Annotated in this window: 11 protein-coding genes; 4 read left to right on the top strand and 7 right to left on the bottom strand. The window is 71.7% G+C overall.

Annotated features, from left to right (window positions below; all coding sequences use genetic code 11):
- Position 1 precedes the first annotated feature (1 nt).
- Genes ACIP6U_RS44500 through ACIP6U_RS44490 form a run of 3 tightly spaced genes read right to left on the bottom strand, consistent with a single transcriptional unit; the run spans position 2 to position 3,153 of the window.
- Entirely contained in the window at positions 2–772 is a 771-nt protein-coding gene (locus tag ACIP6U_RS44500) for an ABC transporter permease (protein WP_401728826.1), read from the bottom strand.
- A gap of 2 nt (positions 773–774) precedes the next feature.
- Positions 775–1,755, bottom strand: a complete 981-nt coding sequence (locus tag ACIP6U_RS44495) for an ABC transporter ATP-binding protein (protein WP_401728825.1) — start codon at positions 1,753–1,755, stop codon at positions 775–777.
- A 9-nt stretch (positions 1,756–1,764) separates the two neighbouring features.
- Positions 1,765–3,153 carry an MDR family MFS transporter gene (locus tag ACIP6U_RS44490; protein WP_401728823.1) on the bottom strand — a complete coding sequence of 463 codons (1,389 nt, stop codon included), beginning with the start codon at positions 3,151–3,153 and terminating at the stop codon, positions 1,765–1,767.
- Between the two features lie 136 nt (positions 3,154–3,289).
- Here ACIP6U_RS44490 and ACIP6U_RS44485 point away from each other — a divergent pair, with 136 nt between their 5' ends.
- Complete coding sequence (locus ACIP6U_RS44485) at positions 3,290–3,907, top strand: TetR/AcrR family transcriptional regulator (RefSeq protein ID WP_401728822.1); 618 nt, start codon at positions 3,290–3,292, stop codon at positions 3,905–3,907.
- Between the two features lie 28 nt (positions 3,908–3,935).
- On the opposite strand, the gene ACIP6U_RS44480 is transcribed toward ACIP6U_RS44485, so the two are convergent.
- The 3 genes from ACIP6U_RS44480 to mce form a co-directional block, all read right to left on the bottom strand.
- Positions 3,936–4,871: a cellulose-binding protein gene (locus tag ACIP6U_RS44480; RefSeq protein WP_401728820.1), complete on the bottom strand. Its 936-nt coding sequence runs from the start codon at positions 4,869–4,871 to the stop codon at positions 3,936–3,938.
- Positions 4,872–5,059: 188 nt separating this feature from the next.
- Complete coding sequence (scy, locus tag ACIP6U_RS44475; RefSeq protein WP_401728818.1) at positions 5,060–8,908, bottom strand: polarized growth protein Scy; 3,849 nt, start codon at positions 8,906–8,908, stop codon at positions 5,060–5,062.
- A gap of 230 nt (positions 8,909–9,138) precedes the next feature.
- Positions 9,139–9,579: a methylmalonyl-CoA epimerase gene (gene mce, locus ACIP6U_RS44470; protein ID WP_123997701.1), complete on the bottom strand. Its 441-nt coding sequence runs from the start codon at positions 9,577–9,579 to the stop codon at positions 9,139–9,141.
- Between the two features lie 148 nt (positions 9,580–9,727).
- Between mce and ACIP6U_RS44465 the strand changes: the two genes are divergently transcribed.
- From ACIP6U_RS44465 to ACIP6U_RS44455, 3 genes are all read left to right on the top strand, one after another.
- Complete coding sequence (locus ACIP6U_RS44465) at positions 9,728–10,930, top strand: acetyl-CoA C-acetyltransferase (RefSeq protein WP_401728816.1); 1,203 nt, start codon at positions 9,728–9,730, stop codon at positions 10,928–10,930.
- Between the two features lie 52 nt (positions 10,931–10,982).
- Complete coding sequence (gene meaB / locus ACIP6U_RS44460; protein WP_401728815.1) at positions 10,983–11,939, top strand: methylmalonyl Co-A mutase-associated GTPase MeaB; 957 nt, start codon at positions 10,983–10,985, stop codon at positions 11,937–11,939.
- Positions 11,940–12,248: 309 nt separating this feature from the next.
- On the top strand, positions 12,249–13,514 hold the full coding sequence (locus ACIP6U_RS44455; protein ID WP_401728814.1) for an MFS transporter: 1,266 nt from the start codon (positions 12,249–12,251) through the stop codon (positions 13,512–13,514).
- Between the two features lie 15 nt (positions 13,515–13,529).
- Here the strand turns inward: ACIP6U_RS44455 and ACIP6U_RS44450 are convergent, their stop codons facing one another.
- Positions 13,530–14,171, bottom strand: coding sequence for a PepSY domain-containing protein (locus ACIP6U_RS44450; protein ID WP_401728812.1), 642 nt, complete (start codon positions 14,169–14,171; stop codon positions 13,530–13,532).
- Positions 14,172–14,205 lie beyond the last annotated feature (34 nt).

Raw genomic sequence — 14,205 nt, 5'->3', positions numbered from 1 at the left:
ACTAGGCGTCACGCCTCTTCAGCAGCACGTAGGCGCCGATGATCGACGCGAGTACCCACAGGGCCATGATTCCGAGGCCGCCCCAGGGGCCGTACGGGGTGTCGTCGTCGATCGGGGTGACCACCTGCATGATCTTGCTGCCGGCCTGGTCGGGCAGGAACTGGCCGATCTTCTTCGTCGCCGAGACGTTCCCCAGGATGTTGGAGATCAGGAAGAAGAACGGCATCAGGATGCCCAGCGAGAGCATCGGCGAGCGCAGCATCGTGGCCACGCCCATCGAGAACAGCGCGATCAGGGTCATGTACAGCCCGCCGCCGATCACCGCCCGCAGCACGCCCGAGTCGCCGATGGACGCCTTGTGCGAGCCGAGCATCGCCTGTCCGAGGAAGAAGGTGACGAAGCTGGTGACCAGGCCCACGACCAGGACGAGACCGGACGCGACGGCGATCTTGCTGAACAGGAAGGTGGCGCGCTGCGGTACGGCGGCCAGCGAGGTGCGGATCATGCCGGTGCTGTACTCGTTCGAGACGACCAGCACCCCGAACACGATCATCGCGAGCTGGCCGAGGCTCATCCCGGCGAAGCTGATGAACGTCGGGTCGAAGGAGAGCTTGTCGTTCCGGCTCAGGTTGTCGAAGTCGTTCGCCGACAGCGCGGAGATCAGCATGCCGAGACCGATGGTGACGACCACGGCGAGGGAGAGCGTCCACACCGTCGAGGCCACCGACCTGATCTTGGTCCACTCGGACCGTACGACCTGGGTCGCCGCCATGGTCAGCTCCTCTTCCAGTCGTCGCCCCACGGCTGCCGCGGGGTCGCCGGGGTTCCCGGCGTCGCGGCGGAGGGGTCGTCGGAGTGCGCGTGGTACTCCACCGACTCCGCGGTCAGCTGCATGAACGCCTCCTCCAGGGAGGCCTGTTGGGGGCTCAGCTCGTGCAGCACGATCTGGTGCTGCGCGGCCAGCTCGCCGATCCGCTCGGCCTTGCCGCCGTCCACCTCCAGCGCGCCGCTGCCGGACTCGACGACGGTGACGCCGGCCTCGTGCAGCACGTCGAGCAGGCGCTCGCGCTGCGGGGAGCGGATCCGGACGAAGGAACGGGAGTTCTGCTGGATGAAGTCGGCCATGGAGGTGTCGGCGAGCAGCCGGCCCTGTCCGATGACGACGAGGTGATCGGCCGTCAGCGCCATCTCGCTCATGAGGTGGCTGGACACGAACACCGTCCGCCCTTGCCCCGCAAGGGACTTCATCAGGTTGCGGATCCAGTGGATGCCCTCGGGGTCGAGCCCGTTGACCGGCTCGTCGAACATCAGGATCCGCGGATCCCCGAGCAGCGCGCCCGCGATCCCGAGCCGCTGCCCCATGCCCAGCGAGAACCCTTTGGCCTTCTTCTTGGCCACCGAGGTGAGCCCCACGGTGTCCAGTACCTCGGAGACCCGGCTCTTGGGGATGCCGTTGCTCTGCGCGAGGCAGAGCAGGTGGTTGAACGCGCTGCGCCCGCCGTGCATGGCCTTCGCGTCGAGCAGCGCGCCGATGTACTTGAGCGGGTCCTTGAGGTGGTCGTAGTGCTCGCCGTCGATACGGACGTCACCCGCCGTCGGCCGGTCGAGCCCGAGCATCATGCGCATCGTCGTCGACTTGCCGGCGCCGTTCGGCCCGAGGAAACCGGTCACGATCCCTGGTCTCACCGCGAAGGTGAGGTTGTCGACCGCCATTTTCTCGCCGTACCGCTTGGTCAGCCCCTCGAGCTCGATCATGCGGCCACGCTAAAGGGACGGTTCGGCCGATGCCACCCGGACGGGCAAACAAAGTCCGACGGCACAGGCAACAACCGTGAACACGGTCGTCCACGCGAAGGTGTGCGGGAACGCGGTCGCTCCCGTGCCGCGGGTCAGGAGCGCCGCGAGGACGGCCGTGCCGAAGGAGCCGCCGAGTTGCTGGAGGACGCGGATCGCCGTGCCGGCGTCGGGGATCCGGCGGCGGTCCAGGCCCTCGTACGCGCCGACCATCACGGCCATGTTGGCGGCGCTCATGCCCAGGCCCCGGACGACCAGGGCGGCGGGGAGCAGGGCGGGGACGGGGTGCCGGAAGGCGAAGGGGAGGGTGCCGAGGGCGGTCAGGAGCAGGCCGGCCACGACGACCGGGCGCGGGCCGACCCGGTCGGTGAGCGGGCCGGTGACGCGGGCCAGCAGACTGCCCAGGCCCTGCGGGGCCAGCAGCAGGCCGGCCGCGATCACGCTCTCGCCGCGGGACTGCTGGTAGTAGAGGGGGAGCAGGAACATCCCGCCGAAGAGTGTCAGGCCGTTCAGGAACATCAGCGCCGAGGAGACGGCGAAGGCGCGGTCGCGGAACAGCCGGACGTCGACGAGCGGTGCCTTGGAGCGCAGGGCGTGGACCACGAAGCCGGCGACGAGGACCGCGCCCACCGGGAGCGCGACCGCGCGGGCGAGGCCGTTCTCGGAGAGGCCGTAGATCAGGGTCGCGAGCCCGGGGGAGAGGAGCAGCAGGCCCAGGACGTCGATACGCGGTGCCGGGCCCGGTTCGTCCTTGGGGACCCCGCGCCGGGCGAGGGCCAGGGCGACGAGGCAGATCGGCAGATTGACGTAGAAGATCCAGCGCCAGCTGAGGTGGCCGACGATCAGGCCGCCGAGGACCGGGCCGAGGATCGGTACGACCACGACGGGCAGGGTGATCAGGGCCATCAGGCGGCCGAGGTTGCGGCCGCCCGAGGCCCGGACGACCAGGGTCTGCAGGACCGGGAGCAGCAGTCCGCCGCCGATGCCCTGGACCACCCGGAAGACGATGAGCGCGCCGATGTTCCAGGCCAGTCCGCACAGCGCCGACCCGGCCAGGAACAGCAGCAGGGCGCCGAGCCAGACGCGCCGGGCGCCGAACCGCTCCACCGCCCAGCCGGAGACCGGCACGACCGTGGCCAGGGCCAGCAGATAGCCGGTGCTCACCCACTGCACGGTCGCCGTCGTGGTGTGCAGCTCGCGGCCGAGGGTGTCGATGGCGATGGACACGATCGTGCTGTCCAGCAGGGCCGCGAGGGCGCCGAGCACCAGGATCCCGGCGAGCCGGAGGACGGCGGGATCGAGGCGTTCGGGGGCGGGGCGGGGCGCGGTGGTGGCGGGCACGGCGGGCTCCTCGGGCACGGGTCGCTCTTTTAGAGACGGTGCGTCTCTAATCGACTGTAGGTTAGTCTCGTAGGAGACGCAAGGTCTCTTAAAGGGCAGGGTCCCTCGGGACGCGCGATCGCTCGGGACACGAGGTCCCTCGAAGGGATGGCCGATGACCGCCGACAGCGGGAGCACCACGCGGCGCCGGGGTGCGGCCCTGGAGGCCGACATCCTGGACGCCGTCTGGGCGGAGCTGGCGGCCGTCGGCTACGCCGGGCTCACCATGGAGGGCGTCGCCGCCCGGGCCCGGACCGGCAAGCAGGTCCTCTACCGGCGCTGGCCCAACCGCGCCCAGCTGGTCAAGGCGGCCCTGCCGCACCGCTTCGGGACGATCACGGACCACGTCCCGGACACCGGCGAGCTGCGCGCGGACGTCCTGACCGTCCTGCGGCTGATGGCGGAACGGCAACGGGACATGGGGTCGGACGTCGTGGTCGGACTCCTGGGCGAGGCGCCCGATCTGGACCCCACGACCTTCGGGATCATGCCGGACATCATGCGCACCCTGCTGGAGCGGGCCGCCGAGCGCGGCGAGATCGCCACCGCCGACCTGCCCGCCCGGGTCGTCTCGGTGCCGGCCGCCCTGCTGCGCTACGAGATGCTGCTCAGCCGGACCCCGATCGAGGACCACGTCCTCGTCGGGATCGTCGACGACGTCTTCCTGCCCCTGGCCGGACGGCCGGACACGCCAGAGGCCCGTACCTCCGGGGGAGACGGTACGGGCCTCTGATCGCGCTGTTCGTCAGCGAAGCCGGTGCTTACCGGGACTGCTGCGCCGGAACCCCACGGGAGATGGGCTCGTCCTCGACCGGCGAACCGGCGGCGGCCACCGCGGCACCCGTGAGCGTCGCGAGCATCTCGCGGACGTTCGTCAGCTGGGCGTTGATGCTGTCGCGGCGGTTGGTGAGGGCGGCCAGCTCGCGCTCGGACTCCGAACGGATCCGGTCGGCCTTCGCGTTCGCGTCGGCGACGATGTCCTCGGCCTGACGCTGAGCCGTCTCCACCGTCTGGCGGGCGCGACGCTCGGCGTCCGTGCGCAGCTTCTCCGCCTCGAGCCGGAGCTGCTCCGCGCGGTGCTCGATCTCCGCGAGACGCTTCTCGGCCTTCTGCTGACGGGACGCCAGGTCGCGCTCCGACTGCTCGCGGCGCTTGGCGAGGTTCGTCTCGAAGTCCGCGGCGGCCTGGGCGGCCTTGGCGCGGGTCTCCTCGAAGAGAGCGTCGGCCTCCTCACGCTTCTGCTGTGCGTCCTTCTGGGCCTCGCCGCGCAGCTGGGCGGAGTCGCTCTTCGCCTTCTCGACGATCCGGACGCCCTCGTCCTCGGCCTTCGCCTTGCGCTCCGCAGCGAACGATTCTGCGTCGTTGCGGACCTGCTGAGCAGCGGACTCCGCGAGTTCGCGGTGCTGCTCGGCCGCGCGCCGGGCCTCCTCGCGCAGATCCTTTGCCTCTTCCTCGGCGAGGCGGAGGATCTTCTCGACCCGCGCGCCGAGACCGGCGTACGACGGCTCCGCGTCGCTTACCTGGGCCGCGGCGTTCTGCGTTTCGAGATGGAGCTCCTCGATGCGCTTTTCCAGGGCGGTGATACGGGCGAGAGCGCTGTCACGGTCGGAGACGAGCTTGGAGATCCGTTCGTCCACCTGAGCGCGGTCGTACCCACGCCGCACTAGCTCGAAGCCGTAGGGGGAAGTGTCGCTCATGGGGTTCCTGTCAAATGAGACCGGTGAGGTGATAGGGGGAATCCTAGGGGCCGAAGCGGTGTGTCATCGAGCGGATACGTGTTTGATCTGGAGAATGACACCCCTTTTGAGTGGCTAACCTGTGGACGACTTGCCAAAGATCCGGCCAAAGGCCCCAGAAGGTACCTGAACCGAACTCGCTTGCCGGGCTAGCCGTCTGACGACTTGCCACTCGATCGAGGGGCCCCCACCGTAGCGCCCGTCTTGACTCCGCCGTCCTTGCCGGCCGACGGAGTCTCAAAAGACTCCAACGCTTCCAGGACGTCCTGGACACGGGAGATCTCGGCATTGATGTTCTCGCGCCGGCGCACAAGGATCTCCAGCTCGCGCTTTCCTTCCTCGACCGTGTGCTTGGCCTCGCGGATCGCCTCCGCCTTGAGCTCCTCGGCTTCCTTCACGAGGGCCGATTTCTTCTGCTCGGCCTCCTTCAGGAGCCCCTCGGCCTTCTTCACCGCGGCGATCCGGACCTTGCCCGCCTCCGAGTTGGCCTCCGAGACCAGCTCCTTGGCCTTCGCCTGCGCCTTGGCCAGCTGCTCCTCGGACGCCTTGATGAGTGCGTCGCAGCGGTCGCCCGTCGACCGCATCGTCTCCGCCGACTCGCGCCGGGCCCGCTCGTGCAACGACTCGATCTCGCCGGTGATCCGGTCGCGCAGCTCCTCCGCGCGCTCCCGGATCGAGGTGGCGTCCCGGCGGGCACCGACGAGCAGCTCGTCCGCGTCCGTACGGGCCTTCTCCACCAGCGAGTTGCCCTCGACCGTCGCCGTCGACACCAGCCGCTCGGCCTCCGTACGGGCCGCGCCCACCATCGAGTCGGCCTGCCCCTCCGCGTCGGCGGTGGTCTGGTGCGCCTGCTGCTGGGCCTCGGTGAGCAGCTTGTCCGCTTCGGCCGTGGTCTCCGTGATGAGGGTGTCGACCTGCTCGGCGACGTCCGAGCGCCGTTTGTTGGCGTCCCTGCGGGCCTCGTCGAGGGTGCGCTCGGCCTCCTCGCGCGCCGCCGCGGTGACCCGCTCGGCCTCCTCGCGGGCGTTGGACTTGACGCGCTCGGACTCGGCGCGGGTCCGCTCGGCGTGCAGCTGGGCCGCCCCGACCGTGTCCGCGGCCTCGGCGCGCAGCCGCTCCGCGTCCCCGGTGGCGTCCGCGATGAGCCGCTCCGCCTTGGAGATGGCCTCGGACCGCACCCGGTCCGCCTCGGTGATCGTCTCCGCGGTGAGCCGCTCCGCCTCGTTGCGCGACTCGGTGATGAGGGTGTCCGCCTGGTTCGCCGCGTCCGAACGGATCCGGTTGGCGTCCTCGCGGGCCTCCGCCCGGGTGCGCGCGGCGGCCTGGTCGGCCTCCGCGATCGAGTCCGACGCCTCCGTACGCACCCGCTGGGCGTACTCCGAGGCCTCCGAGCGCAGCTGCTCCGCCTCCGCGATCGCCTCGCCGACCGTGCGCTCGGCCAGTGCCTTGGCCGCGTCCGTCTCGCTGCGTGCCTCGCGCCGGACCCGGTTGGCGTCCTCGGTGGCCCGCTCCCGCTCGGCGTAGGCGTCGGCGCGGACCCGGTCCGACTCCTCCTCCGCCTCGCGCCGGGTGCGGTCCGCCGCGTGCTCGGCGGCCGAACGCAGCCCGACGATCTCGTCCTGCGCCTGCTCGTGCAGCCCGGCCACGGAGTCCCGTACCTGCTGCGCGTGCTGCTCGGCCGCCGACACCATCTCGTTCGCGCGCCGGTCGGCCTCCTCGACCAGCCGGACCGCCTCGGCCTGCGCCTCCTCGACGCGGTTGCGCGCCGAGGCCAGCAGTTCCTCGCTCTGCTCGCGGGCCCGCTCGCGCTCCTGGTCGGCCTCGGTGCGCGCGGCACCGAGCAGCTCCTCGGCCTCGCGGCGGCGCCGGTTGGCCTCCTCCTGCGCGGCGGCCAGCGTCTCGGACGCCTCCGTGCCCAGCCGCTCGGCGGCGGCCAGCGCCTCCGCCCGCACCCGGTCGGCGGTGTCCTGCGCCTCGGTCTTGAGCCGCTCGGCCTCGGCCGCCGCGTCCGACCGCAGGCGTACGGCGACGGCCTCGCCCTCGGCCCGGGACGCGGACGCGTCGCCGGCGGCCTCGTCACGCAGCCGCTCGGCCTCCGCCTCCGCCTGCTGCTGCAGGGTGCGGATCCGTTCGGCGGCCTCGGTCCGCAGGCGCTCGGCCTCGTCGGCCGCCTCACGGCGGATCCGGTTGGCCTCCTCGCGGGCGTCCGTCAGCGCCTGCTCGGCGGCGGCGATCCGCTCCTCCGCCTCGGTGTGCAGCCGCGTCAGCTCGCCGGCAGCCTCCTGGCGCCTGGCCTCGACACCCCGCTCGGTCTCCTCGCGCAGCTCGCGCGAGGCCCGCTCGGCGTCGGCCATGATGCCCTCGGCCTGCTCGACGACCTCCTCGCGGTGCCGCTCCGCCTCCTGCCGGGTGCGCTGCAGGGTCTCCTCGGCCTGCCGGCGCAGCGTCGTGGCGCGCTCGATGGCCTCGGTGCGGACCTTCTCGCTGTCCGTGGTGGCCTTCGCGCGCAGCTCGTCCGCGTCCTGCTTCGCCTTGGACAGCAGCTCCTCGGCGGTCTTGGCCGCCTCCTCGATCTGCTGGACGGCCTCCTTGCGGGCCGCCGCGCGGATCTTCTCGCCCTCGGCGACCGCGTCGGCGCGCAGCTGCTCGGCCTCGCCGCGCAGCCGGCGGGCCTCCTCCTGCAGCTCGACCGTCTTGGCGCGGTACTCCTTGGTGTCGTCCTTCGCCGTGCCCTTGAGCTGCTCGGCGATGTCGTGCGCCTCGGCGCGCAGCCGGTCCGCCTCCGCCTCGGCCTCGGCGCGGATGCGCTCGGCCTCCTCGGTGGCCGCCTTGGTGGTGTTCTTGGCCTCCTCGGAGGCGCGGTTGAGGACGTCCTCGGCGGTCTTGGCCGCCTTGCCGAGCTGGGAGGCGGTCTCCTCGGCGGTGAGGGTGCGAGCGCGCTCGTCGGCCTCGGCGATGATCTTCTCGGCCTCGGCGCGGGCGTCGGCGACGACCTGCTCGGCGTCCGCCTTGGTGGTCTCGGCCTCTTTCGTGGCCTCCGTGACCAGCCGGGCGACCTGCTCCTTCGCCGTACGCGTGCGCTGCTCGTTGGTCGACTCGGCACTGGCGAGCGCCTTGGCGGCGGCCTCCTTGGCCTCCGTCAGGACCTTCTCGGCCTCCAGGCGCGCCTCGCGCAACGAGGTCTCGGCCTCGGCGATCCGGGACTCGGCGGCCCGGCTCAGCTCGGTCGCCTGACGGCGGGCGGAGTCCGACTCGTTCGCCGTCGAGCTGCGCAGCTGCTCGGCGTGGTCGGTGGCCTCCTGGGCCTGGGTGGAGGCCGCGTTCAGCAGGCGCTCGGCGTCCGTGCGGGCGCGGCGCAGCAGCTGCTCGGCCTCCGCGCGGGCCGCCTCGGCGTCCATCTCAAGACGCTGCCGGGCCTCGGTGGCGACCCGCTCGGCCTCGGCGCGGGCGGCGGCCAGGGCCTGGTCGGCCTCGGCGCGCGACTCGTCGAGCAGCCGGCGGGCCTGGGACTCGGAGCGGGTGCGCAGGTTCTCGGCCCACGCCACGTTCTCGTTGACGTGCGACTCGACGGTCTGGCGGCGCTCCGACAGTTCCTGGTCCAGCTGCTGGCGACGGGTGACCGCCTCCTGATGCAGCTCCGCCTGGAGCCGGGCCGCGTTCTCCGCGTGCTCCTGGAGGATGCGCTGGGTCTGCGCCCGGGCCTGGCTCAGCTCCCGCTCCGCGTCCTGGCGCAGCTGGTCGGCCTGCATCTGGGCATTACGGAGCATCTGCTCGGCCTGATAGCCGATGTCCCCGCCGTCGTATGCCGGCCGGGACATGAGGGTGCGGCGCGCCTCGTGCAGCTTGGCGCGCAGCACCTCGACCTGGTAGCCGAGGTCCTCGGCGTGCTGAATCGCCTTTTCCCGCTCGGTCTTCAGCCGCTCCATCTCGGCCTCGAACCGAGAGAGGTGGTCGACGTCAGCCGCCGGCTCTCGCTCCTGGCGTTCGTAGCCCCGCACTGCGCGGTCCCATCCGTCCCCTGGTCGCGTCTGTCTCCAAGAACTCCGTTCATCCGCCGAACGGGGCCCCCGGGGAATGGTGTCAGATCAACGGCGGAGCACGGGCTGCTGCCCGACGCTCGCCCCCCGAAACCCGGACCCCGGCTCCGTCCCGCCGACGACGGCAGGACCCGGCCGCCCACGTTCCGGCGACGACCGCCCCCAACCCTACCGGCCCTTATGTACGAGGGTCAGTGCTCAGGTGACTCAACAGGCGCCGAAGTGACCAGTTCTGTCAGTACACCGTGGCAATCCTTTGGATGCAGGAACGTGATTCGTGACCCCATGGAGCCGCGTCGCGGCTCTTCGTACAGAACCCGTACGCCCTTGTCGCGGATGTCCGTCGAGTCCGTGTCGACGTCCGCCGTACCGAAAGCGATGTGGTGGACACCCTCGCCGTTCTTGTCGAGCCACTTGGCGACGGTCGAGTCCGGGCGGGTCGGCTCCAGGAGCTGCAGGTAGGAGGCGCCGCCGTCGGAGGTGTCGTTGATCTTGAGCATGGCCTCGCGGACGCCCTGCTCCTCGTTGACCTCGGAGTGGAACACTTCGAAGCCGTACGTGGCCCGGTAGAACTCGACGGTCCGGTCGAGGTCGAAGCAGGCGATCCCGATGTGGTCGATTCGCGTCAGCATGGAGTCAGTGCAGCGCGACCGCCGTGGTTACGCAACGTGCGCGCGATCACACCGACGGCCCGATGACGGGGTGCACTACCGCTCAGTACATTCGAAGTAAACCCTCGTTCACTTCTTCAGCTGTGCAGCTGGAAGGGGATCGCACCTCATGTCTGGAACGAACAGCACTACCTCCGTGATCGTCGCGGGGGCCCGCACCCCGATGGGACGATTGCTCGGCTCGCTCAAGTCCTTCTCCGGAGCCGACCTCGGCGGCTTCGCGATCAAGGCCGCCCTCGACCGTGCGGGTATCGGCGGCGACCAGGTGCAGTACGTGATCATGGGCCAGGTGCTCCAGGCCGGGGCAGGGCAGATCCCGGCACGCCAGGCCGCGGTCAAGGCGGGCATCCCGATGAGCGTCCCGGCGCTCACCGTCAACAAGGTGTGTCTGTCGGGCCTCGACGCGATCGCCCTCGCCGATCAGCTCATCCGTGCAGGTGAGTTCGAGATCGTCGTCGCGGGCGGCCAGGAGTCCATGACCAACGCGCCCCACCTGCTCCCCAAGTCCCGTGAGGGCTACAAGTACGGGGCGATCGAGATGCTCGACGCCATGGCGTACGACGGTCTCACCGACGCCTTCGAGAACATCGCCATGGGCGAGTCGACGGAGAAGCACAACACGCGGCTCGGCATCGCGCGCCCCGAGCAGGACGAGATCGCCGCCCAGTCCCACCAGCGGGCCGCCGCCGCGCAGAAGAACGGCGTCTTCGAGGCCGAGATCACCCCGGTGGAGATCCCGCAGCGCAAGGGCGACCCGGTCCTCTTCAGCAAGGACGAGGGCATCCGCGGCGACACGACCGCCGAGTCGCTCGGCAAGCTGCGTCCGGCGTTCACCAAGGACGGCACGATCACCGCGGGCTCCGCCTCGCAGATCTCGGACGGTGCGGCGGCCGTGGTCGTCATGAGCAAGACCAAGGCGCAGGAGCTGGGCCTGGAGTGGATCGCGGAGATCGGCGCCCACGGGAACGTGGCGGGGCCGGACAACTCCCTCCAGTCCCAGCCCTCCAACGCCATCCTGCACGCCCTGAAGAAGGAGGGCCTGGACGTCTCCGACCTCGACCTGATCGAGATCAACGAGGCGTTCGCGGCCGTCGCGGTCCAGTCGATGAAGGACCTCGGGGTGTCCCCGGAAAGGGTGAACGTCAACGGTGGTGCCATTGCCCTGGGCCACCCGATCGGCATGTCGGGCGCCCGGCTCGTCCTGCACCTGGCGCTCGAGCTGAAGCGGCGGGGCGGCGGGGTCGGCGCGGCGGCGCTGTGCGGTGGCGGCGGGCAGGGTGACGCGCTGATCGTGCGGGTAGCCAAGGCCTGAGCGGTACCTGTAGCGGTATCGCCAAGATGCCTCTTATGCGAACGGAGCTGTGATGCAGGACGTCTCCTCTCTGGTGGCCCAGGCCAGGGAAGGCCGGCCGCGGGCCGTGGCCCGGCTGATCTCCCTCGTGGAGGGGGCGTCCCCGCAGCTCAGGGAGGTCATGGCGGCCCTGGCACCGCTGACGGGCAACGCGTACGTGGTCGGTCTGACGGGATCGCCGGGCGTCGGCAAGTCCACGTCCACCGCGGCCCTGGTGACCGCGTACCGCAAGCAGGGCAAGCGGGTCGGCGTCCTGGCCGTCGACCCGTCCTCGCCCTTCTCCGGCGGCGCCCTCCTCGGCGACCGCGTCCGCATGTCGGACCACGCCTCCGACCCCGGCGTCTACATCCGCTCCATGGCCACGCGCGGCCACCTCGGCGGGCTCGCGTGGGCGGCCCCGCAGGCGATCCGCGTCCTGGACGCGGCGGGCTGCGACGTGGTCCTGGTGGAGACGGTCGGCGTAGGGCAGTCGGAGGTGGAGATCGCCTCCCAGGCGGACACGAGCGTGGTCCTGCTCGCCCCCGGCATGGGCGACGGCATCCAGGCCGCGAAGGCCGGAATCCTGGAGATCGGCGACGTCTACGTCGTCAACAAGGCCGACCGCGACGGCGCGGACGCGACCGCCCGCGAGCTGAACCACATGCTGGGCCTCGGGGAGTCCCGCGGTCCCGGCGACTGGCGTCCGCCGATCGTCAAGACGGTCGCCGCGCGGTCCGAGGGCATCGACGAGGTGGTCGAGGCGCTGGAGAAGCACCGGGCGTGGATGGAGGAGCGGGGGGTTCTCACGGAGCGGCGGCGCGGGCGCGCGGCTCGTGAGGTGGAGACCATCGCGGTGACGGCCTTGCGGGAACGCATCGAGGATCTGCGCGGAGACCGGCGCCTCGGCGCTCTCGCGGAGCGGATCGTCGCCGGGGAGCTGGATCCGTACCGGGCCGCGGACGAGTTGGTTGCCGGGCTCACGCGGGGGTGACGTGGGGGCGCCCTTTCGTGTGCCGGGTGCGCTTCTACGGCGAGTACGGGCTGTTCGTGGCTGGTCGCGCCCACGCGGCGGAGCCGCACATCGATACAGTCCCGCGCCCCTTGGGTGGGTGATCTGGTCCGGCGTTGATGACGTCCGGTGAGAAAAGACGTGGTCAACCCCCGCCCTCCGCTGCTAACTTGCCCCCGTGTTCCTCCTCTTGGCATAGGGCTCGCCCCGGCCCGCGATCGGCGCGTACGGATGTCGCCGTCGCGGTCCCTCGGCGTCCCCTTCACCGCCTTCAGTTGAGGAACCCTTCGCATGTCCGCGTCGTCTTCTCCGCGGCCTTCGTATGCCGCCGTTCTGCGCGTCCCGCACGCCCGCCGTACCTTTCTCGCCGCCCTCGTGGGGCGGTTGTGCTACGGGGTCGTCTCCGTCGCCGTGATGCTCTCCGTGACCCGGGCGACCGGGTCGTACGCCGTGGCCGGCACGGTCATGGCCCTGTTCGGCGCCACCGGCGTCTTCCTGATGCCGTATCGGGCGGCCCTGGTCGACCGGTACGGGCCGCGCCGTGCGCTGACACCCATGGCGCTGCTGTACGCGGGGCTGCTCTGTGTGCTGGCGGCGGCCACCTGGCGCCCCGGCACGCCCGCGCCGGCGCTCGGCGTGATCGCGGCCGTCACCGGCGCGTGTGCGCCTCCGCTGGGACCCACGATGCGTGCCGTGTGGGCCGAACTCGTCGTCGAGCGCGGGATGTTGCAGCGCGCGTACGGCCTGGACGGGGTCGCGGAGGAACTCCTGTTCGTCACCGGTCCCTTGGTGGTCGGCGTGGTGGTGGGGTTCGCCTCGCCGGCCGCCGGTGTGCTGCTGAGCGCGGTGCTGATGGCGGTCGGCACGCTGGCCTTCGTGACGTCACCGGCGGTGGGCGGGGCGCGGCCCGCGGATGCCGGGTCCCGGCCGAAGTCGCCGTCGGCCAAGGAGAGTTCGCCGCTGTCCGGGCGGGCGCTCCTGCAACCCGTCGTCGTCGCGACCGGCGTCGGCCTCTCGCTCAGCGTCGTCGAACTCCTCGTCGTCGCCTTCGCCGAACAGCGTCACCTGGGCGCCGACTCCGCCGCGTGGGTGCTCGCCGCGCTCTCGGCGGGCAGCGCGGTGGGCGGCCTGCTCAACGGCGCGGTCGACTGGCGTACGCCCGCTCGCGTACGACTGCCCAGGCTGGCGGCGGGGTTGGGCCTGACCCTCGCCGCGGCCGGCCTCGCCCCCGGGCTGTGGACGCTCGCGGCGGCTGTGGCCTGTGCCGGCGTCTTCGTCGCGCCCGCGCTGACGACCGCGTACCTGCTGGCCGACGAGACGGCGGCACCCGGGGCGCGGACACGGGCCGGAGCCTGGATCAACACGGGCGTGAACGCCGGGAGTTCGGGCGGGGCGATGGCGGCGGGGCTGCTGGTGGGCCGCCTACCGCTCGGGGCGTGCTTCGTGGTGGCAGGGGTGGCGGTACTGGCCCCGACCGTCCTCACCCTCCTCCAACCGACGTCGAGCCCGCCCGCACCCGGGCGGACCCGCCGCCAATCAGCCGTGAATCGGCGTTGAGAAGCCCCGGCCGCGTCAGTCGTCCGACCGGTCCGCCGTGACGTTGCCCGTGCGGGCGTCGACCAGCCAGTCCTGGTCGGCCTTGGCGGTGGAGGTGCGGGTCTCGACCTCCCAGCCCTGGGAGCGGGCGTCGTCGTCCAGGTCCACCGACGTCACCGTGCCCTTGGCGGACGCGGCTCGCGCGGCCTCGGCCGCCGTCACGGACGTGCCCTTCAGCGCGGCCCGCACCTGGGCGGCGTCGTCCTCGTCCTCGGTGTGCGAGCCGAGGACCGCGCCGCTGCCGGCGTCGATCCGCACGCTGTGCCAGGTCCCGTTCCCGGCGAGGACGTCCACGTCCCACACGGTCGCCCCGCCACGACGGTCGTCGTCGTCGAGTTCGGCGGAGACGGCCGTGCCCCGGGTGTCCCGCAGCGCCGCGGCGATCGCGTCGGCGGCCGTCACGTCGCCGGACCGCACGACCAGGGTCGCGGCATCGCCACCGTCGTCGTCCCGGTCGCCGTCGTCGTCCCTGTCGTCCGTGCCGACCCCGTCGTCCCCGCTCCCTCGCGCCGCCGTCTCCCGGCCTCCGTCGTCCCCCGTCACCGCGAGGGCCGTGGCCGTGCCGCCTCCGAGCAGCGCGGCGGCCGTCACGGCGGCGATCACGATGTTGCGCTTCATGGTGTTTCCTCCTGAGTCGCGTCGCTTTCGACAC

It is taken from the genome of Streptomyces sp. NPDC088794 (assembly GCF_044750545.1).
Classification (GTDB): domain Bacteria; phylum Actinomycetota; class Actinomycetes; order Streptomycetales; family Streptomycetaceae; genus Streptomyces.
Note: the sequence above shows the minus strand (reverse complement) of the source record. Positions and strands in the feature narration are given on the sequence as shown.

What these genes read in the sequence shown, in the direction of transcription:
- ACIP6U_RS44485 (WP_401728822.1), top strand. Translation starts at nt 3,290, where the DNA reads ATGACCGCCGACAGCGGGAGCACCACGCGGCGCCGGGGTGCGGCCCTG.
- ACIP6U_RS44480 (WP_401728820.1), bottom strand. Translation starts at nt 4,871, where the DNA reads ATGAGCGACACTTCCCCCTACGGCTTCGAGCTAGTGCGGCGTGGGTAC.
- meaB (WP_401728815.1), top strand. Translation starts at nt 10,983, where the DNA reads ATGCAGGACGTCTCCTCTCTGGTGGCCCAGGCCAGGGAAGGCCGGCCG.
- ACIP6U_RS44500 (WP_401728826.1), bottom strand. Translation starts at nt 772, where the DNA reads ATGGCGGCGACCCAGGTCGTACGGTCCGAGTGGACCAAGATCAGGTCG.
- ACIP6U_RS44455 (WP_401728814.1), top strand. Translation starts at nt 12,249, where the DNA reads ATGTCCGCGTCGTCTTCTCCGCGGCCTTCGTATGCCGCCGTTCTGCGC.
- ACIP6U_RS44465 (WP_401728816.1), top strand. Translation starts at nt 9,728, where the DNA reads ATGTCTGGAACGAACAGCACTACCTCCGTGATCGTCGCGGGGGCCCGC.
- mce (WP_123997701.1), bottom strand. Translation starts at nt 9,579, where the DNA reads ATGCTGACGCGAATCGACCACATCGGGATCGCCTGCTTCGACCTCGAC.
- ACIP6U_RS44495 (WP_401728825.1), bottom strand. Translation starts at nt 1,755, where the DNA reads ATGATCGAGCTCGAGGGGCTGACCAAGCGGTACGGCGAGAAAATGGCG.
- ACIP6U_RS44450 (WP_401728812.1), bottom strand. Translation starts at nt 14,171, where the DNA reads ATGAAGCGCAACATCGTGATCGCCGCCGTGACGGCCGCCGCGCTGCTC.